Source organism: Flavobacterium sp. 2 (assembly GCF_049949195.1).
Lineage (GTDB): Bacteria > Bacteroidota > Bacteroidia > Flavobacteriales > Flavobacteriaceae > Flavobacterium.
This window is the reverse complement of sequence record NZ_CP188206.1, coordinates 2,181,448-2,204,274: the sequence shown is the minus strand read 5'-3', so window position 1 is coordinate 2,204,274 and position 22,827 is coordinate 2,181,448. Positions and strand designations below refer to the sequence as shown.

At 38.3% G+C, this 22,827-nt stretch carries 8 protein-coding genes; all 8 read left to right on the top strand.

What is annotated here, in order from left to right; all coding sequences use genetic code 11:
• The first annotated feature begins 9 nt into the window (after positions 1-9).
• The 8 genes from ACNFIH_RS09445 (at position 10) to ACNFIH_RS09410 (ending at position 22,790) form a co-directional block, all read left to right on the top strand.
• Complete coding sequence (locus ACNFIH_RS09445) at positions 10-1,404, top strand: quinol:cytochrome C oxidoreductase (protein ID WP_426486420.1); 1,395 nt, start codon at positions 10-12, stop codon at positions 1,402-1,404.
• A gap of 19 nt (positions 1,405-1,423) precedes the next feature.
• The gene (locus tag ACNFIH_RS09440; protein WP_426486419.1) at positions 1,424-2,620 is read left to right on the top strand and encodes a cytochrome c oxidase subunit II; all 1,197 of its coding nucleotides are present in this window, start codon (positions 1,424-1,426) and stop codon (positions 2,618-2,620) included.
• 30 nt (positions 2,621-2,650) lie between these two features.
• On the top strand, positions 2,651-4,453 hold the full coding sequence (locus tag ACNFIH_RS09435) for a cytochrome c oxidase subunit I (RefSeq protein ID WP_035645262.1): 1,803 nt from the start codon (positions 2,651-2,653) through the stop codon (positions 4,451-4,453).
• Positions 4,454-4,563: 110 nt separating this feature from the next.
• Positions 4,564-5,586, top strand: a complete 1,023-nt coding sequence (gene ruvB / locus ACNFIH_RS09430; protein WP_035645260.1) for a Holliday junction branch migration DNA helicase RuvB — start codon at positions 4,564-4,566, stop codon at positions 5,584-5,586.
• A gap of 9 nt (positions 5,587-5,595) precedes the next feature.
• Positions 5,596-6,411 carry a prolyl oligopeptidase family serine peptidase gene (locus tag ACNFIH_RS09425; RefSeq protein ID WP_426486418.1) on the top strand — a complete coding sequence of 272 codons (816 nt, stop codon included), beginning with the start codon at positions 5,596-5,598 and terminating at the stop codon, positions 6,409-6,411.
• A 178-nt stretch (positions 6,412-6,589) separates the two neighbouring features.
• Positions 6,590-7,819 carry a cytochrome P450 gene (locus ACNFIH_RS09420; RefSeq protein ID WP_426486417.1) on the top strand — a complete coding sequence of 410 codons (1,230 nt, stop codon included), beginning with the start codon at positions 6,590-6,592 and terminating at the stop codon, positions 7,817-7,819.
• Positions 7,816-8,742: a tRNA epoxyqueuosine(34) reductase QueG gene (gene queG, locus ACNFIH_RS09415; RefSeq protein ID WP_426486416.1), complete on the top strand. Its 927-nt coding sequence runs from the start codon at positions 7,816-7,818 to the stop codon at positions 8,740-8,742. Before ACNFIH_RS09420 ends, queG begins: the two co-directional genes overlap by 4 nt.
• A 1,019-nt stretch (positions 8,743-9,761) precedes the next feature.
• Positions 9,762-22,790 carry a gliding motility-associated C-terminal domain-containing protein gene (locus ACNFIH_RS09410; RefSeq protein WP_426486415.1) on the top strand — a complete coding sequence of 4,343 codons (13,029 nt, stop codon included), beginning with the start codon at positions 9,762-9,764 and terminating at the stop codon, positions 22,788-22,790.
• The last annotated feature ends 37 nt before the right edge of the window (positions 22,791-22,827 follow it).

Below are 22,827 nucleotides of genomic sequence, written 5' to 3'. Positions count from 1 at the left end.
GTAATAGATATGTATACATTTTCAAGTAAATTAAAAACTTTTTCTATCATCTTAATGGTTCTAGGACTATTAGGAATTGGGTATGGTTTTTTAAGTGCACCTAAAGATATTCAAGAAGTTGAAAAAATACTAGCAGCAGATGCTCATGGTTCTCATGGAGCTGCACATGAGGAGTCTGCAGAGGCTTCACATAAAGAGGCAGGTCATCATGAAGCTGCTGAAGCTTCACATGAAGAACATAAAGGTGCAAAGCATGCAGAAGTTTCTGGTGCTGATGAACACGAAAAACATTTAGAGCATGTTTTACACCAATTGCAAAATAAGCCTTGGTCTGCATTATATGTAGCTTGTATTTTCTTTTTACTGCTTTCAATGGGGGTTTTAGCATTTTATGCTATCCAACAAGTGGCTCAAGCAGGCTGGTCTCCAGTATTATTTAGAGTGATGCAAGGTATTACAGCTTATTTACCAGCTGGTTCAATAATTTTCTTTATAATTTTAGTTTTATGCGGATTGCATTTTAACCACATTTTTGTTTGGCTTGGAGAAGGAGTTACAGAAAAAGGTAGTGCAAATTATGATGCAATTATTGCTGGAAAATCTGGTTATTTGAATTTTCCTTTTTGGATAGCTAGAGCATTTGTATTCTTATTAGGATGGAATCTTTACAGAATTTATTCTAGAAAAAATTGTTTAGCTCAAGATGAGGCTAATGATGATCTTTACTACAAAAAGAATTTCAAAATCTCTGCTGGATTTCTAGTATTCTTTATCGTGTCAGAATCAATTATGTCTTGGGATTGGATTATGTCATTTGATCCACACTGGTTCAGTACATTGTTCGGATGGTATGTATTTGCTTCTTTCTTTGTAAGTGGTATTACAAGTATTGCATTGGTAACAATTTACTTGAAATCAAAAGGATATTTAGAATATGTAAATACAAGTCACATTCACGATTTAGCTAAATTTATGTTTGGTATTAGTGTTTTCTGGACTTATTTATGGTTCTCTCAATTCATGTTAATCTGGTATGCTAACATTCCAGAAGAGGTAACTTACTTTGTAACAAGAATTCAATTATATAACTTGCCATTCTTTGGTGCTGTAGTTATGAACTTTGTTTTTCCATTGTTGATATTAATCAATACAGATTTCAAACGTTTAAATTGGGTAATTGTAATGGCTGGTACTGTTATTTTATTAGGTCACTATGTTGATTTCTTTAATATGATTATGCCTGGTACAGTTGGAGATAAATGGTTTATTGGTATTCCTGAAATTGCATCTATTCTTTTCTTCTTAGGTTTATTTATTTTTGTTGTATTTACTGCATTAACTAAAGCTCCTTTGTTAGCAAAAAGAAATCCTTTCATTGAAGAAAGTAAACATTTTCATTATTAATATTTAAAGAAGTAAACAGATGACAAGTTTGTTGGTAATTATAGTTGTAGTTTTATTAGCAGTTGCATTATGGCAATTGACGAAGATATTTGACCTTACTCAGGTAGGTTCATCTTCGGACGATTCGCAAGTTGCATCAGATAATGATAATAATGTTCAAGGATATATTATGTTTGGCTTTTTGGCTTTCATTTATATATTTACGATTTATGGTTTACTGAAATGGGGTAATTTAGCACTTCATACTCCTGCTTCTGAGCATGGACTTTTAGTAGATAACTTAATGAATATTACTTGGGTTTTGATTTTCACAGTTCAAGTTATTACTCAAGGTTTATTATATTGGTTCTCTTTTAAAAACAGAGGGCATAAAGATAGAAAGGCTTTGTTTTTTGCTGATAGTAATAAACTTGAAGCAATCTGGAGTATTATTCCATCTGTAGTTTTAGCTTGTTTAATTCTTTACGGATTATATGCTTGGAACAATATTATGTTTGTTGATAAAGATGAAGATGTAGTTGAAATTGAATTATATGCTCAGCAATTTAAATGGACAGCAAGATATGCTGGTCAGGATAATGTTTTAGGAAAAGCAAACGTTCGTTTGATTGAAGGTGTTAATACTTTAGGTGTTGATATGTCTGATCCTAATGCTCAAGATGATATTGTAGTTACTGAATTACATATTCCAAAAGGAAAAAAAGTGCATTTCAAAATGCGTTCTCAAGATGTATTGCACTCGGCTTACATGCCTCATTTTAGAGCGCAAATGAATTGTGTTCCTGGAATGGTTACTGAATTTGCTTTTGTTCCTACTTACACAACTGCTGAATATAGAGAGTTAGACTTTATGAAAGAAAAAGTGGCTAACATCAATAAACTGAGAGCAGAAAAAAGTGTAGAATTAGTTGCTAAAGGTGGTACAGCTTTAGATCCTTATACATTTGATTATTTATTATTATGTAATAAAATTTGTGGAGCTTCTCATTACAATATGCAAATGAAAGTTGTTGTAGATACTCCTGAAGATTATAAAAAATGGTTAAGTGAGAAAACTACTTTAGCTCAAGATATTAAAGCAGCGGCAGCTGCTGAAAAAGAAAAAGCAGCTGAAGCAACTGCACCGACGGCAGATTCAACTTCAAAAGTAATTGATACTGTTAAAGCAGTTATTGATACTGTAAAAGCAGCTGTAGCTAAAGTTGCGGTTAAATAATATTATTAAGAAAATTTAAAGTACACATATATGTCAGCAGAAGCGCACGGTCACGATCACGGACACGATCACGAGCACGAACATCATCATAAAGACACATTCATTACTAAATATATATTTAGTATTGATCACAAAATGATCGCTAAGCAATACTTGATTACAGGTATTATTATGGGGATTATTGGTATTGTAATGTCTTTGCTTTTCAGAATGCAATTGGCGTGGCCAGAAGAGTCTTTTAAAATATTCAATGTTTTATTAGGAGATAAATTTGCACCTGATGGTGTAATGGCTAATGATATTTATCTGGCTTTAGTTACAATTCATGGTACCATCATGGTATTCTTTGTACTTACAGCTGGTTTGAGTGGAACTTTTAGTAACTTACTTATTCCACTTCAAATTGGAGCACGAGATATGGCTTCTGGATTTATGAACATGATTTCATATTGGTTGTTCTTCTTATCTGCTGTAGTAATGTTATGTTCTTTATTTGTTGAAGCTGGACCAGCTTCTGCAGGTTGGACAATTTATCCTCCATTAAGTGCTTTACCTCAAGCGATCCCTGGATCTGGAACAGGTATGACTTTATGGTTAGTTTCGATGGCTATCTTTATTGCATCTTCTTTAATGGGATCATTAAACTACATTGTAACTGTTATTAATTTAAGAACTAAAGGAATGTCTATGACTAGACTTCCTCTTACAATCTGGACATTTTTTGTAACAGCTATTATTGGTGTTATTTCATTCCCAGTATTATTATCTGCAGCTTTATTGTTGATTTTCGATAGAAGTTTTGGTACTTCATTCTTCTTGTCAGATATCTACATTGCTGGAGAGGTTTTACATTACCAAGGAGGTTCTCCAGTATTGTTTGAGCACTTATTCTGGTTCTTAGGTCACCCTGAGGTTTATATCGTAATCTTACCAGCGATGGGTCTTGTTTCTGAAATTATGGCTACGAACTCTCGTAAACCAATCTTCGGATACAGAGCGATGATTATGTCAGTTCTTGCAATTGCATTCTTATCAACTATTGTATGGGGTCACCACATGTTTATCTCTGGTATGAATCCTTTCTTAGGATCTGTATTTACTTTTACAACTTTATTGATTGCAATTCCATCTGCCGTAAAAGCATTCAACTGGATTACAACTTTATGGAAAGGTAACTTACAGTTTAACCCTGCAATGTTATTCTCTATTGGAATGGTTTCTACTTTCATCACTGGAGGTTTAACTGGAATCATTTTAGGAGATAGTACTTTAGATATTAACGTTCACGATACTTACTTCGTTATTGCTCACTTTCACTTAGTAATGGGTATCTCTGCGCTTTACGGAATGTTTGCTGGTATTTACCACTGGTTCCCTAAAATGTACGGAAGAATGTTAAATAAAAACTTAGGTTATATTCACTTCTGGGTAACTGCAGTTTGTGCTTATGGAGTTTTCTTCCCAATGCACTTTATTGGATTAGCTGGTTTACCAAGACGTTATTATACAAATACAAACTTCCCATTATTTGATGATTTGCAAAATGTGAATGTTTTAATTACAACATTTGCTCTTGTAGGAGGTGCGTTCCAATTAGTATTCTTATACAACTTCTTTAGTAGTATTTTCTACGGTAAGAAAGCAGTTCAGAATCCATGGAGATCAACAACATTAGAATGGACTACACCAGTTGAACATATTCACGGAAACTGGCCAGGTGAAATTCCTCATGTATATCGTTGGCCGTATGACTATAGTAACCCAAATCATGATGTAGATTTTGTTCCTCAAAATGTACCAATGAAAGAAGGTGAAGAAGTTTTACACCACTAAAATATTTCAAAAAAGACTATCAGAAATGATAGTCTTTTTTTGTTTAGTTAAAATTTTAAACGTTCAGTTTTACTATTTTACAAACTAATTACTTTCTCTATCTTTGTAGGATGAATGAAAATCTTGATCCTACTACAAAAGGATATAACCCAGAAGAATTAGATCTTGAAAAAAGATTGCGTCCGCTCTCATTTGATGATTTTGCCGGACAAGATCAGGTTTTGGAAAATTTAAAAGTCTTTGTTGCAGCGGCTAATCAACGTGGTGAAGCACTTGATCATGCTCTTTTTCATGGGCCTCCAGGACTTGGTAAAACAACATTAGCTAATATTTTGGCCAATGAACTTCAAGTGGGAATTAAAATAACTTCTGGACCGGTATTAGACAAGCCAGGCGATTTAGCTGGATTATTGACTAATTTGGATGAAAGAGATGTTTTGTTTATAGATGAGATTCATCGATTAAGTCCCGTTGTTGAAGAATATTTGTATTCGGCAATGGAGGACTTTAAAATTGATATTATGATTGAATCTGGTCCAAATGCGCGAACAGTTCAAATCAATTTAAATCCTTTTACTTTAATTGGAGCAACTACTCGCTCAGGATTATTGACGGCTCCAATGAGAGCTCGTTTTGGAATTTCATCTCGTTTACAATATTATACTACTGAACTTTTAACTACAATTGTTGAAAGAAGTGCTTCTATTTTAAAAATGCCTATTGATCTTGAAGCGGCAATTGAAATTGCTGGACGTAGTCGCGGAACTCCTCGTATTGCAAATGCATTGTTGAGAAGAGTACGTGATTTTGCTCAAATAAAAGGGAATGGAAGAATTGATATAGAAATTTCGAAGTATGCCTTAAAAGCATTAAATGTTGATGCGCATGGCCTTGACGAAATGGATAATAAAATTCTATTAACTATTATCAATAAATTCAAAGGAGGCCCTGTTGGACTTTCTACTTTGGCAACTGCTGTATCTGAAAGTAGTGAAACAATAGAGGAAGTTTATGAGCCGTTTTTAATTCAGGAAGGGTTTATTATGCGTACTCCTCGTGGTCGCGAAGTTACAGAGAAAGCATATAAACATTTGGGAAAGGTTAATACAAATATTCAAGGAGGATTATTTTAAAAACATTTTATGAAGCATTACTTTTTATTTTTGCTATTTGCTTTTTGTAGCTCTTTTGGACAGACAAATTATTTTCCGCATCTTTCTTATGGAAAATCATCTCAACAAATTTTGGATCTTTATGTTCCGAATGGAAATTTAAAGGATGTGCCAGTTGTTATTCTTCTACATGGAGGTTCTTGGTCGATGGGTGGACTTGAATACACAAACAAACATGCTCTAGATATTGCTAATAAAGGTTTTGTAGTTGCTAATGTAGATTACCGTTATATTAATGATACTATTTCGGCTAAAGATTTGTTGACTGATATCGGTGCTGCTATTAAGTATGTTTCGAAAACTTCTGGTAAATATGGTTATGCTAAAAAAGAATATCATATTGTTGGAATTAGTGCAGGTGCTCATTTGGCATTATTATATGGTTACACTAAGAGAAATATGAAGTCTATTACTGCTTTGTGTGCGCCTTCGAAGTTGGATTCTCCTGAAGTATTGGAACTTAGAAAAAATAGTGGACATTTGGATATTATTGAAAAATTAGCTGGTGCCAAAATTAATCCGAGTGGGAATAATGTTGCAGTAACTAAGATAAGTCCGTTTAGCAATATTTCAAATATACCAACATTATTAATTCATGGTAACGCTGATAATGTAGTTGATGTCAGTCAATCGCAAAATCTTTATAATGAATTAAAAAGAAAAGGCATAGAAACAAAATTGATTATTAGAGAAGGTAAGGGACATGATGTTGGAATGAATACACCTGAAACTGAAATTCAGAATATAAAAGATATTACAGATTGGATTCTGCAACACAATAAGTAAACTTTATTAACAAGGAAAAATGAGCACCATAATTAAGGCGGTTTGTTTAACTTTTATTCAAAATGTCTAATAGCAAAAAATATAATTACCCGAATAAGCTCTCAATTGCAAGATTCTTTTAGATGCAGAAGGAGTCCGAAGAAATCCTATACCGTTTCATAAAAGATATTTTGACAAGTTGGGTGATTCATTTTCTTTGAAGATCGGTTTTTCTAAGCATTTGATCTTGTCTCGGGATAATGAAATTGTTCAGTATATTTTAGTTAAAAATCAGAAGAATTATCACAAGTCAAAATTCCAATCGGTTTATCTTTCTAAGTATTTAGGAAAAGGGCTTTTAACTAGCGATGGTGATTTTTGGCTGAAGCAAAGAAGGCTTATTCAGCCTGCATTTCATAAACAGAAAATGAATATGCTGGTCGAGAATATGAATAATACAATTAGTTCTGAAATTGACAATTTAACAGAGAACGAGATTGTTAATGCTTTTCCAGCAATGAGCCAGCTTGCGTTTAATGTTGTTGCAAAATCTTTATTTGAGTTTTCTATTTCAGAAGAAAAACTACATCGTATTAAATTTATTATAGAAGAAGTCCAAAAATTTTTGGTTAAAGAAATTAGACTTCCTCACAAAGCTTTATGGTTTTCATTAAGTGGTCAAGTCAAAACGCATTTAAAATTAGCACAAGAAAATAATCAAATCATACAGGAAATCATTGAAGAACGAAATGTTTCCAATGAAGATTTTAATGATTTGCTTAACATGCTAATGGAAACTCGTTATGAAGATACCGGAGAAAGCATGTCTATGCAACAATTAATAGACGAAATAAAAGTATTATTTATTGCTGGACACGAAACAACAGCAAATGCCTTGACTTTTACACTTCACTTTTTGGGAAAATATCCTGAAGTGCAGCAAAAGGTCTTTGATGAAATTACAGAAATTGAATCGCAGACGGATAATGTTATTGAACAACTTCAAAAAATGACCTATATAAACGCAGTTTTGAGTGAATCGATGCGATTATATCCTCCGGCTTGGATAACAGATAGACAAAATGTGGAAGATGATATTGTAGGTTCATATAAAATAAAAAAAGGAACTTTGATTGGAGTTTCGTTTTATGAACTCCATCGAAATCCCAAATATTGGCAAAATCCAGATGAGTTTATTCCTGAACGATTTCTTGGAGAACAAAAGAAGCAGTCGATGCAATACTTTTACCCTTTTGGGGCAGGACCACGAATGTGTATTGGAGCCGGTTTTGCAATTTATGAAATGTGCTTGGCAATTTCACAAATTGTAAAACGTTATGTTGTAAAATCAAATACAGATAAAGTTGAATTTAATCCATTAGTGACTTTAAAACCTGTTAATATTGAAGTTTCATTTTCTAAAAGATGAGCATAAATTCGAAAGAAACATATTCAAAATTCATAAAAGACGAAGCTAAAAGGCTTGGTTTTCTTTCTTGTGGAATTTCGAAAGCTGGATTTCTGGAAGAAGAAGCTCCTCGACTTGAAAAGTGGTTAAATAACAACCATAATGGCCAAATGGCTTATATGGAAAATCATTTTGATAAACGTCTAGATCCAACTTTACTTGTTGATGATGCTAAAAGCGTTGTTTCTCTTCTTCTTAATTATTTTCCATCGGAATCTCAAAATGAAGACAGTTTTAAAATCTCAAAATATGCGTATGGACAAGACTATCATTTTGTTATAAAAGAAAAATTAAAAGAACTGCTTTATTCTATTGAAGAAAATATTGGAGAAGTTTCAGGCCGTGCTTTTGTAGATTCGGCCCCAGTTTTGGATAAAGCTTGGGCAGCGAAAAGTGGTTTAGGTTGGATTGGGAAAAACAGTAATTTACTAACACAAAAAGTAGGCTCTTTTTATTTTATTGCAGAACTTATTTTAGATCTTGATTTAGAATACGACTACAAAACAACAGACCATTGTGGTTCATGTACTGCTTGTATTGATGCCTGTCCTACTCAAGCAATAGTAGCGCCATATATTGTTGATGGTAGTAAATGTATATCTTATTACACGATTGAGTTAAAAGAAAATCTTCCGTATGAGATGAAGGGGAAATTTGATGAATGGATGTTTGGCTGTGATACCTGTCAAGATGTTTGTCCTTGGAATCGTTTTTCAAAACCTCATTCAGAACCTTTATTTAACCCGAATCCTGATTTGCTTTCTTTCTCTAAAAAAGATTGGACTGAAATTACAGAAGAAACTTTTCGTGCCGTTTTTAAAAATTCTCCCATTAAAAGAACAAAGTTTGAAGGGTTAAAAAGAAATATCTCTTTTTTAGAATAAAATGAAATCTGTATTAAGATTAAAATTTGCTCTAATTATACTTCTTTTTCATTTATAAATTTCCACCTGTAGATGACACATTTTTTTGTAAGACACTATGTTTTAGTTTGATACGTGTGTCTTTTTGTAGCTGTAAGAAATAAAATACGCTTAATGTAGTTTGTCGATAATAATTATCGACTAATGACACGTTAGTTCATGATTTGTTTCATTGTATATTTTTAAATCTAATTTTTCAGTTATTATTAGCATTAGAATAATTGTAAGCTTTGTCTTGTATTAATATATCTAAGATTGAATTAGTTTTCTACAGATAAAATGGAATTTAAAATTATGTAGAAAATGTTTTGACTTATAATATTATTTATTTAACTATTTTAAAATACTGATAATCAAATATTTTATTTTAAAAACAGATTTAAAAATAAAATAAATCTAAAAATCGACACTGCTTTCTTTGTTAGATAAAAATAGTTTTAAAGAAAAATGTTCTATTGTGAAAATAGATTTAGAAAAATTAAATTTTTGCAATTTGGACCTTCGAAAAAGAACAAACAAATGTTAAGAACTCATATGATATTCTATTGTTGCTTGTTTTGTAAGATTTTTTAATGTTTTTCTTTTAAATGGTTGATATTAGTGATTTATTTATAACAATTTAAGAAAATTCTTCTATTTTGTTGCGAAATAAGCAGTTTTGATGTTTTTTGAAATTGATTTTTGTCGAAAAAAGGTTTTATTCAACGTTTTTATAGGTAGTTTGTCGACTAATGTAGCTAGTTACTAGGTGTTTATATATTTTCGCGACACCAAAACTACCCAAAAACCTATGACACAATTTTTATGTCTTGAACTAAAAAAGGTTCAAATGAATTTTGATTTTGATAAAAATCTTAAGGAAGATTTTATTTTCTTTTCAAAATCCAATCCCTATATTTTTTCGTATTTGTCCTATATGCTGAAAACTGTGGTAGTTTTTTCAGCTTGCAATATTTGCACTTCTCAAATCTCACTTGCGTATGCGTAACTCTACTTCTAATCAGTCTAGATTTTCTAGACTAACCTTTTTTATTGCATTTTTATTCCTGATTAGTTTCAGTGCTTCGGCTCAGTTCTATACAAAACATTATATAGCACCAGCACCTTGGCAGTATTTTAGCAAGGCAAACGAAATTGTAATTTCTACCAATTCGCTTACCGAAGTAACTATAACTTTAACCAAAAGCGACGGTACTTTTGAAGCTACTTTGAAAGCGACAAAAGGAGCTCCTGCTGTTTATAGGTTTAAACTTAATGCATCTACTCTTCCGATGAATGCTTTAAATACCGTTCTAAATGGTGCAGGTCTAATTATTACAAGTACTGGTCCTACTGCTGTGAACTTAAGGAATGTTGCCTCAGATGATTATATAAGAGGAGAAAATGCCGATGCTAATATTAAAGGAAATGCAGCATTAACTAGTTTTGGTGATGCCGGTTTAGGTATTCGTTTTAGAGTAGGTTATTATAGAGATGGTTCTTTAGGGAATTTCGGAAGTTTGGGTGATCAGCGTCCTATTTACAGTGTTATGGCTACGGTAGACAACACGACTGTGAAAATAGATAATACTATCACAGCGACGTTAAATGCTGGACAAAGTTATTTGTTTAAGGCGCCAATAGGAACTCTCGTAGAAACTTCAAATCCTGCTGTAATGAACACAGCTGCTGGAATAGATATGCCAGATGGATGTGGAGATGGAGCATACAACCAAGTACCTCCCGAAGCAGTTTTAGGAACTGAATATTTTCTTGTAAGAGGAACAGGGAATGATACAGCGGAACAAACTACAGTTGTTGCTACAAAAGATGATACAAATTTAACAATAAATGGATATTCAACTACAGGAGCATTAGTATCTACTATTAATGTAAATTTACCACAAGCAGGTAAGTTTTATACTTTTAAAAATGGTGTTCCTAATAATGGTAATTCTGTTACAAGTTTCACATCATCACGTGTGTTTGCAGATAAGAGAGTTGCAGTTTATTCAGGTACAGCACAATCTTGCGAGGTTGATATTTCAACAATTGCACCAGTCTCTGAATGTGGGGGGTCTAATTTTATAGAAACTGCAAAATTTAAAAATTACCAGGAGGGAACACTAGATTACTTTGGGTATATTCTTTTAAGAAGCGCTACAGAAATTGTAACTGTCAATGGTAATAATATTGCAAACATATCTGGTATTGGTGCTCGTTACCAAATAGGTACAACAGGATGGTATTTGATTAATTTTAATAGTGTACAAATAGGAAGTCCAGATGTTCTTTCTATTGCCAGTGACGCCAAACTCACTGTTTCGATCGTGCAGCAGGCAGGAGGATTTTCTATGGCAGGTTTTTTCTCTAATTTTGCCGCTCAGCCTGATGAACCAACTTTAACTTATATTTCAGGTGGTGGATGTACTAACAATACAGCAGAACTTACAACTCTACCAAATTTTGCTCCGTACCAATGGTATTTTAATGGAACGGCTATCAGTGGTGCTAATTCATCAACTTATACAGCTACTAAAACGGGTAATTATTCAGTATCATCAACTTTGGCTTGTGGTGCTCAAACTCAATCAAAGCCAGTTACGGTTACTTTATGTACCGATTTAGGAATTACAAAGACAGTTGATAATGCAACGCCATGTATAGGAACCAACGTAGAATTTACTGTCAAAGTGAGTAATTTAGGAGGGAATAATGTTTCTGGAGTTTCAGTAAACGATTTGCTTCCTTCAGGATATACTTATGTAAGTTCAACTCCATCTGTAGGTATTTATGATTCTTCAACGGGTACTTGGAGTATTGGTGATGTTGATGCTCAGACATCGGTTACATTAAAAATTACGGCGACTGTAAAAGCAACTGGTAATTATACAAATACGGCGTCATTGCCAGCTTCAATAGATATAAATTCGGCAAATAATTCGGCGAGTGCTGCAGTAAATCCAAAGGTGTCAAATCTTATTGTCATAAATCCTGCAGCAGTTTGTTCACCGTCTACAGTTGATTTGACAGCTTCAGCTATTACGGCTGGAAGTAGTACGAATTTAACTCTTTCGTATTGGACAGATTCATTGGCAACAACATCATATTCAACACCAACTACAGCAAGTGCTGGAACTTATTATATAAAGGCAGTTTCGTCTGAAGGATGTGTGTTTGTAAAACCTGTTGTGGTGAATCAAAACCCTAAACCAACCACTCCAACAATTAATGTAAATTCAGGCCAAGCGACTTGTGGGACTTCAGGAAATATAGTTTTGAGATCGACTAGTTCTGCAAACACACTTGGAGGGACTGGAAGTACTTACTTATGGTCAACAGGAGAGAATACAAGAAGTATTACAATTACAAATGATGGAACTTATTCTTTAAAAATAATTAATAGTTCGGGATGTATTAGTGATAGCTCTAATGCAATAGCAGTGACTGTTAAGCCAGCATCTCCAACTGTGGTCACTAATCAATCGTTTTGTGCTTCTGAAAATAAAAAAGTGAGTGATTTGGTAGCAAGTGGAAGCAATTTAAAATGGTATAATCAATCCACAGGAGGAACACAATATAATGCAAATACAGCTCTAAGTGCAGGCACCTATTATGTGAGTCAAACTAGTGTAAATGGATGTGAAAGTGATAGAAGCTCTGTGCAAGTAACAATAAGTTCTTCTTCTGCACCAGTTGCTTCAGCTCAGACATTTTGTGCTGCTGAGAATAAAAAAATTAGCGATTTAATTGTTTCAGGAAGTAACTTAAAATGGTATAATCAATCCACAGGAGGAACACAATATTTAGGAACTGAAATATTAGTTACAAGGAATTATTATGTAAGTCAAACGGCAGGTAGTTGTGCAGAAAGTGCAAGAACTTTAGTCGCTGTGACAATTAATAATGTGCCAGGAGCTCCAACTGCTTCATCTCAGACCTTTTGTGTCAATGAAGCCAAAACTGTTAATGACTTAGCAGTTACATTAACAACAGGGTCGACAAAAAAATGGTATGATGCTGCAACAGCTGGAACTGCCTATATAGGAACTGAATTATTGACAACAAGAACTTATTATGTAAGCCAGTCAAATACTTGTGGTGAGAGTACAAGAACTGCAGTAGTAGTAACTGTAAACACCACTTCAGCTCCGATAGCTTCAGCCCAAACATTTTGTGCGACTGATAATAAAACAGTTAATGATTTGGTGGTTACTTTAACCTCAGGTGCAACTAAAAAATGGTATAATGCCAATTCAGGTGGAACAGCATATATTGGAACAGAAATATTATCTTCAGGAACATATTATGTTAGCCAAATTTTAAATAGTTGTGAAAGTGTTAGAACAGCAGTTGCGGTAACAGTAAATACAACTGCTGCGCCAACTGCTAATTCTCAATCATTTTGCGCTGGTGATACTAAAAAAGTTAGTGATTTAACTGTTACTTCAGGAACAAATTTAAAGTGGTACAATGCAAGTTCAGGAGGAACGCTTTATAATGGAACGGAAACATTAACATCAGGAAATTATTATGTAAGCCAAACACTTAATAATTGTGAAAGTAGCAGAATTTTAGTTGCAGTTACGGTAAATCCTACACCAGCAACACCGAGTATCTCTGCAGGAAGTTCAACAACGTTCTGTACAGGTGGGAGTGTGGTTTTGACTTCAACTAGCGGAATAGGATATTTATGGTCTAATGGAGCAACAACACAGACTATTACAGTATCAAATTCAGGGAATTATAGTGTCCAGGTAACAAACGCTTCTGGATGTTATAGCGCTTCTTCTACTCCTGTGACAGTAACAGTAAATGCGATCCCTTCGGCACCTTCAGCTTCATCTCAAACATTTTGCGTAGTTGACGGAAAAACAGTAAATGATTTAGTAGCAACAGGAAATAATTTAAAATGGTATAATGCCAATTCTGGCGGAACATTATATTCAGGAACTGAAACACTGACCGATGGAACTTATTATGTAAGTCAAACTACAAATAGTTGTGAAAGTACTAGAACAGCTGTAAATGTTACCGTAACACCGAAACCTGCAGATGTTGTCACTACAGTGAGCATCTGTTCGGGAGAGACGTATACCTGGGCGGCAAACAATACGGTTTACAGCACCAACCAGTCTGCACTTAAAATCACCAACAACGGCTGTACTGCGGATCAGATCCTTAATCTGACTGTAACTCCGAAACCTGCAGATGTCGTAACGACAGTGAGCATCTGTTCGGGAGAGACGTATACCTGGGCAGCGAACAATACGGTTTACAGCACCAACCAGTCTGCACTTAAAATCACCAACAACGGCTGTACTGCAGACCAGATCCTTAATCTGACTGTAACGCCGAAACCTGCAGATGTTGTCACTACAGTGAGCATCTGTTCGGGAGAGACGTATACATGGGCGGCAAACAATACGGTTTACAGCACCAACCAGTCTGCACTTAAAATCACCAACAACGGCTGTACTGCAGACCAGATCCTTAATCTGACTGTAACGCCGAAACCTGCAGATGTTGTCACTACAGTGAGCATCTGTTCGGGAGAGACGTATACCTGGGCGGCAAACAATACGGTTTACAGCACCAACCAGTCTGCACTTAAGATCACCAACAACGGTTGTACTGCAGATCAGATCCTTAATCTGACCGTAACGCCGAAACCTGCGGATGTTGTCACGACAGTGAGCATCTGTTCTGGAGAGACGTATACATGGGCGGCAAACAATACGGTTTACAGCACCAACCAGTCTGCACTTAAAATCACCAACAACGGCTGTACTGCAGACCAGATCCTTAATCTGACTGTAACGCCGAAACCTGCGGATGTTGTCACTACAGTGAGCATCTGTTCGGGAGAGACGTATACATGGGCGGCAAACAATACGGTTTACAGCACCAACCAGTCTGCACTTAAGATCACCAACAACGGCTGTACTGCAGACCAGATCCTTAATCTGACTGTAACGCCGAAACCTGCGGATGTTGTCACTACAGTGAGCATCTGTTCGGGAGAGACGTATACCTGGGCAGCGAACAATACGGTTTACAGCACCAACCAGTCTGCACTTAAAATCACAAATAATGGCTGTACTGCAGATCAGATCCTTAATCTGACCGTAACGCCGAAACCTGCGGATGTTGTCACTACAGTGAGCATCTGTTCGGGAGAGACGTATACCTGGGCAGTGAACAATACGGTTTACAGCACCAACCAGTCTGCACTTAAAATCACCAACAACGGCTGTACTGCAGACCAGATCCTTAATCTGACTGTAACGCCGAAACCTGCGGATGTTGTCACTACAGTGAGCATCTGTTCGGGAGAGACGTATACCTGGGCAGCGAACAATACGGTTTACAGCACCAACCAGTCTGCACTTAAGATCACCAACAACGGTTGTACTGCAGATCAGATCCTTAATCTGACCGTAACGCCGAAACCTGCGGATGTTGTCACGACAGTGAGCATCTGTTCTGGAGAGACGTATACATGGGCGGCAAACAATACGGTTTACAGCACCAACCAGTCTGCACTTAAAATCACCAACAACGGCTGTACTGCAGACCAGATCCTTAATCTGACTGTAACGCCGAAACCTGCGGATGTTGTCACTACAGTGAGCATCTGTTCGGGAGAGACGTATACATGGGCGGCAAACAATACGGTTTACAGCACCAACCAGTCTGCACTTAAGATCACCAACAACGGCTGTACTGCAGACCAGATCCTTAATCTGACTGTAACGCCGAAACCTGCGGATGTTGTCACTACAGTGAGCATCTGTTCGGGAGAGACGTATACCTGGGCAGCGAACAATACGGTTTACAGCACCAACCAGTCTGCACTTAAGATCACCAACAACGGTTGTACTGCAGACCAGATCCTTAATCTGACTGTAACGCCGAAACCTGCGGATGTTGTCACTACAGTGAGCATCTGTTCGGGAGAGACGTATACCTGGGCGGCAAACAATACGGTTTACAGCACCAACCAGTCTGCACTTAAGATCACCAACAACGGTTGTACTGCAGACCAGATCCTTAATCTGACTGTAACGCCGAAACCTGCGGATGTTGTCACGACAGTGAGCATCTGTTCTGGAGAGACGTATACATGGGCGGCAAACAATACGGTTTACAGCACCAACCAGTCTGCACTTAAAATCACCAACAACGGCTGTACTGCAGACCAGATCCTTAATCTGACTGTAACGCCGAAACCTGCGGATGTTGTCACTACAGTGAGCATCTGTTCGGGAGAGACGTATACCTGGGCGGCAAACAATACGGTTTACAGCACCAACCAGTCTGCACTTAAGATCACCAACAACGGCTGTACTGCAGACCAGATCCTTAATCTGACTGTAACGCCGAAACCTGCGGATGTTGTCACGACAGTGAGCATCTGTTCTGGAGAGACGTATACATGGGCGGCAAACAATACGGTTTACAGCACCAACCAGTCTGCACTTAAAATCACCAACAACGGTTGTACTGCAGATCAGATCCTTAATCTGACCGTAACGCCGAAACCTGCGGATGTTGTCACGACAGTGAGCATCTGTTCTGGAGAGACGTATACATGGGCGGCAAACAATACGGTTTACAGCACCAACCAGTCTGCACTTAAAATCACCAACAACGGCTGTACTGCAGACCAGATCCTTAATCTGACTGTAACGCCGAAACCTGCGGATGTTGTCACTACAGTGAGCATCTGTTCGGGAGAGACGTATACATGGGCGGCAAACAATACGGTTTACAGCACCAACCAGTCTGCACTTAAAATCACCAACAACGGCTGTACTGCAGACCAGATCCTTAATCTGACTGTAACGCCGAAACCTGCGGATGTTGTCACTACAGTGAGCATCTGTTCGGGAGAGACGTATACCTGGGCAGCGAACAATACGGTTTACAGCACCAACCAGTCTGCACTTAAAATCACAAATAATGGCTGTACTGCAGATCAGATCCTTAATCTGACCGTAACGCCGAAACCTGCGGATGTTGTCACTACAGTGAGCATCTGTTCGGGAGAGACGTATACCTGGGCAGTGAACAATACGGTTTACAGCACCAACCAGTCTGCACTTAAGATCACAAATAATGGTTGTACTGCAGACCAGATCCTTAATCTGACTGTAACGCCGAAACCTGCGGATGTTGTCACTACAGTGAGCATCTGTTCGGGAGAGACGTATACCTGGGCAGCGAACAATACGGTTTACAGCACCAACCAGTCTGCACTTAAGATCACCAACAACGGCTGTACTGCAGACCAGATCCTTAATCTGACTGTAACACCGAAACCTGCAGATGTTGTCACTACAGTGAGCATCTGTTCGGGAGAGACGTATACCTGGGCAGCGAACAATACGGTTTACAGCACCAACCAGTCTGCACTTAAGATCACCAACAACGGTTGTACTGCAGACCAGATCCTTAATCTGACTGTAACGCCGAAACCTGCGGATGTTGTCACTACAGTGAGCATCTGTTCGGGAGAGACGTATACCTGGGCGGCAAACAATACGGTTTACAGCACCAACCAGTCTGCACTTAAGATCACCAACAACGGTTGTACTGCAGACCAGATCCTTAATCTGACTGTAACGCCGAAACCTGCGGATGTTGTCACGACAGTGAGCATCTGTTCTGGAGAGACGTATACATGGGCGGCAAACAATACGGTTTACAGCACCAACCAGTCTGCACTTAAAATCACCAACAACGGCTGTACTGCAGACCAGATCCTTAATCTGACTGTAACGCCGAAACCTGCGGATGTTGTCACTACAGTGAGCATCTGTTCGGGAGAGACGTATACCTGGGCGGCAAACAATACGGTTTACAGCACCAACCAGTCTGCACTTAAGATCACCAACAACGGTTGTACTGCAGATCAGATCCTTAATCTGACTGTAACGCCGAAACCTGCGGATGTTGTCACGACAGTGAGCATCTGTTCTGGAGAGACGTATACATGGGCGGCAAACAATACGGTTTACAGCACCAACCAGTCTGCACTTAAAATCACCAACAACGGTTGTACTGCAGATCAGATCCTTAATCTGACTGTAACGCCGAAACCTGCGGATGTTGTCACGACAGTGAGCATCTGTTCTGGAGAGACGTATACATGGGCGGCAAACAATACGGTTTACAGCACCAACCAGTCTGCACTTAAGATCACAAATAATGGTTGTACTGCAGATCAGATCCTTAATCTGACTGTAACGCCGAAACCTGCGGATGTTGTCACTACAGTGAGCATCTGTTCGGGAGAGACGTATACATGGGCGGCAAACAATACGGTTTACAGCACCAACCAGTCAGCACTTAAAATCACCAACAACGGCTGCACTGCGGATCAGATCCTTAATTTGACGCTAAATTCTATTGCAAGTCCAATAGTTGGACCAATAACTCAACCAACATGTTCATCGTCAACTGCTAGTGTTGAATTAAGTGGTTTGCCTACAGGATCATGGATTATTAATCCTGGAAATATAACTGGAAATACAGGGACAACAACAATTACTGGTTTAATTGCTGGTAACACTTATAATTATACAGTTACAAACTCTTTGGGATGTCAATCGACAGCTTCTTCAAACGTAACGATTTCAAATTACATCTGCGCAGAAGATGATACTCCATCGGTAATAAATGGAGCAGCAGGCGGAACTATTTCGACAGTTTTTGTTAATGACAAAATAAATGGAAGTTCATTTTTGCCAACAGATGTTACTGTTTCGACTGGTTCACTTCCAACAGGAATAACTTTTAATTCTGATGGAACAATAACAGTTGCTCCTAATACGCTTGCAGGTACACACCTGATTACTTATACGATTTGTATGTCAACAAACGCTAGCGTTTGCGATTCTGCAACAGTGGAGATTGTTATAGAAAGACCTGTAATCGATGCTGTTACTGAAACCACAACAGCGATCAACAGCAACAACGGAGGCACGACAATATCCTTGACTGCCAATGATACGCTGAACGGAACACCGGTAACGGTCGGGACAGGCGCAGGGAAGGTAACCTTCACATTGGTAAGCACACTTCCGACAGGATTAACGCTGAATGCAGACAAAACCATCACAGTGGCTCCGGGCACCGCTTCAGGAAGCTACGAAGTGGAATACACGATCTGCGACAACGACCATGCGCTTAACTGCGACACGGTCAAGAGTTATATCCAGGTGACGGGCGATGTACTGGTTGCCAATGCGGACAATCCGACCGCAGTGACACAGTCGGCAACAGCCCAGACGATCATCACGGTTGTGGACAATGACACTAGAAACGGACAGCCATTGACGGCATCGGAAGTAAAAATAACGACGACAGTTGCGGACCCTTCAGGATATCTGACATTGGATCCGACTACAGGAGTTGCAACCCTTGGTGCTAATGCTCCTGCGGGAACCTACAGCTTGACGTATTCGATCTGCGACAAGACCAATGCATCGAACTGCTCGACTGCGAGTGTAAACCTAACAGTAAATGCTCCGATAGTAATCCCTGTAATCGATGCTGTTACTGAAACCACGACAGCGATCAACAGCAACAACGGAGGCACGACGATCTCTTTGACTGCCAATGATACGCTGAACGGAACACCGGTAACGGTCGGGACAGGTGCAGGGAAGGTAACCTTCACATTGGTAAGCACACTTCCGACAGGATTAACAATCAATGCAGACAAAACCATCACGGTGGCTCCGGGCACCGCTTCAGGAAGCTACGAAGTGGAATATACGATCTGCGACAACGACCATGCGCTTAACTGCGACACGGTCAAGAGTTATATCCAGGTGACGGGCGATGTACTGGTTGCCAATGCGGACAATCCGACCGCAGTGACACAGTCGGCAACAGCCCAGACGATCATCACGGTTGTGGACAATGACACTAGAAACGGACAGCCATTGACGGCATCCGAAGTAAAAATAACGACGACAGTTGCGGACCCTTCAGGTTATCTGACATTGGATCCGACGACAGGAGTTGCAACCCTTGGCGCTAATGCTCCTACGGGAACCTACACATTGACGTATTCGATCTGCGACAAGACCAATGCATCGAACTGCTCGACTGCGAGTGTAAACCTAACAGTAAATGCTCCGGTTGTGATCCCGGTAATCGATGCTGTGACGGAAACCACGACAGCGATCAACAGCAACAACGGAGGCACGACAATATCCTTGACTGCCAATGATACATTGAACGGAACTCCGGTTACGGTAGGCGCAGGTGCAGGCCAGGTAACCTTCACATTGGTAAGCACACTTCCGACAGGATTAACAATCAATGCAGACAAAACCATCACGGTGGCTCCGGGCACCGCTTCAGGAAGCTACGAAGTGGAATATACGATCTGTGACAACGACCATGCGCTTAACTGCGATACGGTCAAGAGTTATATCCAGGTGACGGGTGATGTACTGGTTGCCAATACGGACAATCCGACCGCAGTGACACAGTCGGCAACAGCCCAGACGATCATTACGGTTGTAGACAATGATACCAGAAACGGACAGCCATTGACGGCATCGGAAGTAAAAATAACGACGACCGTTGCGGACCCTTCAGGCTACCTGACCTTGGATCCGACGACAGGAGTTGCAACCCTTGGTGCTAATGCTCCTGCGGGAAGTTACAGCTTGACGTATTCGATCTGCGACAAGACCAATGCATCGAACTGCTCGACGGCGACAGTAAACTTGACGGTGAATGCTCCGATAGTAATCCCTGTAATCGATGCTGTGACGGAAACCACAACAGCGATCAACAGCAACAACGGAGGCACGACGATATCCTTGACTGCCAATGATACGCTGAACGGAACTCCGGTTACGGTAGGCGCAGGTGCAGGCCAGGTAACCTTCACACTGGTAAGCACACTTCCGACAGGATTAACAATCAATGCAGACAAAACCATCACGGTGGCTCCGGGCACCGCTTCAGGAAGCTACGAAGTGGAATATACGATCTGTGACAACGACCATGCGCTTAACTGCGACACGGTTAAGAGTTATGTTCAGGTTACGGGAGACTTATTGGTATTGAAAGATGACTTAGTAGGTCCAATTGCAGGAGTTAATCATCCGGTGACAGTTGTAAATGTTTTAGAAAATGATACTAAAAATGGATTGCCAATTACGGCTTCTGATGTAAACCTATCAGTAACAATTGCTGATCCAGCTGGATATTTAACATTGAATCCAGATGGAACAATTATACTAAAAGAAAATGCACCAGCAGGAACTTATGCACTAACGTATCAGGTTTGTGAATTGAACACAACAAATTGCAAAATAGCCGATGTTAAAGTAACAGTTGTTCTTCCAACAATTACTGTAACTACGAATAGTTATTGCTCTAATAATGTTCCTTATGTTTCATACAATGTAACGCCAGATAATTTTACAACCAATAATTTATTGACTGTAAAATGGATAGACAGTGATAATAATGTTGTAGCTGCACAGACTAATTTGCCATTGAGCGGAAGCATTTTATGGCCGGGAGCAATTGTAGATAGTAACGGAATTGGAGTTGACTGGCCAGGATGGTTATTTGCAAATGGACAATGGACGGAAGGTGCTGATGGATTTGAAAAAACAAGAACTGGTGTCACAATGGAGTTTTCATTAAATCCTACTGTAAGTATGATAGTGAGTTATCCGCCAGCAACACCACAATGTAATGCAAGACCAACTTTTGAAATCAAAGCAAATAATGATAGTGCTGGACCAATTGATGCTAAAAAAGGTATTAGCACAGCATTGAATATATTTAGTAATGACCGTTTAAATGGAGCAACATTTAATCAAACAGCTGTTGTTTTAAGCTCTGTGATTGCAAATCCTAATTTGATTTTAAATGCAGATGGTTCTGTTGATGTTAAAACAGGAACACCATCAGGAACTTATCAATTGACTTATCAAATTTGCGAAGCTTCAAATTCATCAAATTGCAGTCAGGCGGTTGTAAATGTTACCGTTGTCAACTCAGAAGATCCTGCACCTGCACCACAGATTATTACAAAAGATGATCTGCTGGTAAATGTTGATGGAATTAATGGACAGCTAGAATTTATTAATGTTTTAGACAATGATTTAGTGAATGGCTTGCCAATTGATCCGGCAAATGTTGTGATATCTAATACACCAAAAAGCCCATATTTTGAATTTAATGCAGACGGAACCGTAAATGTGAAACCAAACACACCTGGTGGAAGTTATGCTTTAGTATATCAAGTATGTGAAAAAGCAAATTCATCAAATTGTAGTTCATCAACATTGAATGTTTTTGTTGAAGTGCCAAACATTGCAATTATTAAAACAGCTGTATTCAATGATGAAAACGGAAATGGATTTGCAAATGCAGGTGAAACAATCACTTATAAATTTAAAGTGACTAACACAGGAAATGTTCCATTGACCAATGTCAGCGTTTCAGATCCTCTGCCAGGTGTCGTTATTTCTGGACAAACAATTAATCTTGAAGTTGGCGAATCAAATGACAATAATTTCACAGCGAAATATAAAATTACTCAAAGTGATATTATTCTTGGTACTGTAAGTAATCAGGCAACAGCAACTGGACGCAGTGGAAAAGGAGTTGAAGTTGAGGACAAATCTGATGATGAAAGCAATTCAGGAGATCGTCCTACAGTATTGAGCTTAGATGGCTGTAAAATAAAAGTACTGAATGCTTTTTCTCCAAATGGAGATTCAAAAAATGCAAGATTCTATATTCAGGGAATAGAATGTTATCCTGATAATACAGTTGAAATTTATAATCGTTGGGGAGTTCTTGTATTTGACATCGATCATTATAATAATGAAGACCGAGTTTTTGTGGGAGTTTCAGCAGGACGCGCGACGATCAAAGAATCAGATGGATTGCCAGTAGGAACCTATTTCTATATTTTGAAATATAAAGATAGCGATTCAAATCAGCATGAACAGTCAGGTTACTTGTATCTAAATAAATAAAAAATGATAAGCGGCTTGGTTAAAAGTCAAGCCGTTT

Coding starts and splice junctions, on each gene's coding strand:
- ACNFIH_RS09445 (WP_426486420.1), top strand. CDS start 10: ATGTATACATTTTCAAGTAAATTAAAAACTTTTTCTATCATCTTAATG.
- ACNFIH_RS09440 (WP_426486419.1), top strand. CDS start 1,424: ATGACAAGTTTGTTGGTAATTATAGTTGTAGTTTTATTAGCAGTTGCA.
- ACNFIH_RS09435 (WP_035645262.1), top strand. CDS start 2,651: ATGTCAGCAGAAGCGCACGGTCACGATCACGGACACGATCACGAGCAC.
- ruvB (WP_035645260.1), top strand. CDS start 4,564: ATGAATGAAAATCTTGATCCTACTACAAAAGGATATAACCCAGAAGAA.
- ACNFIH_RS09425 (WP_426486418.1), top strand. CDS start 5,596: ATGAAGCATTACTTTTTATTTTTGCTATTTGCTTTTTGTAGCTCTTTT.
- queG (WP_426486416.1), top strand. CDS start 7,816: ATGAGCATAAATTCGAAAGAAACATATTCAAAATTCATAAAAGACGAA.
- ACNFIH_RS09410 (WP_426486415.1), top strand. CDS start 9,762: ATGCGTAACTCTACTTCTAATCAGTCTAGATTTTCTAGACTAACCTTT.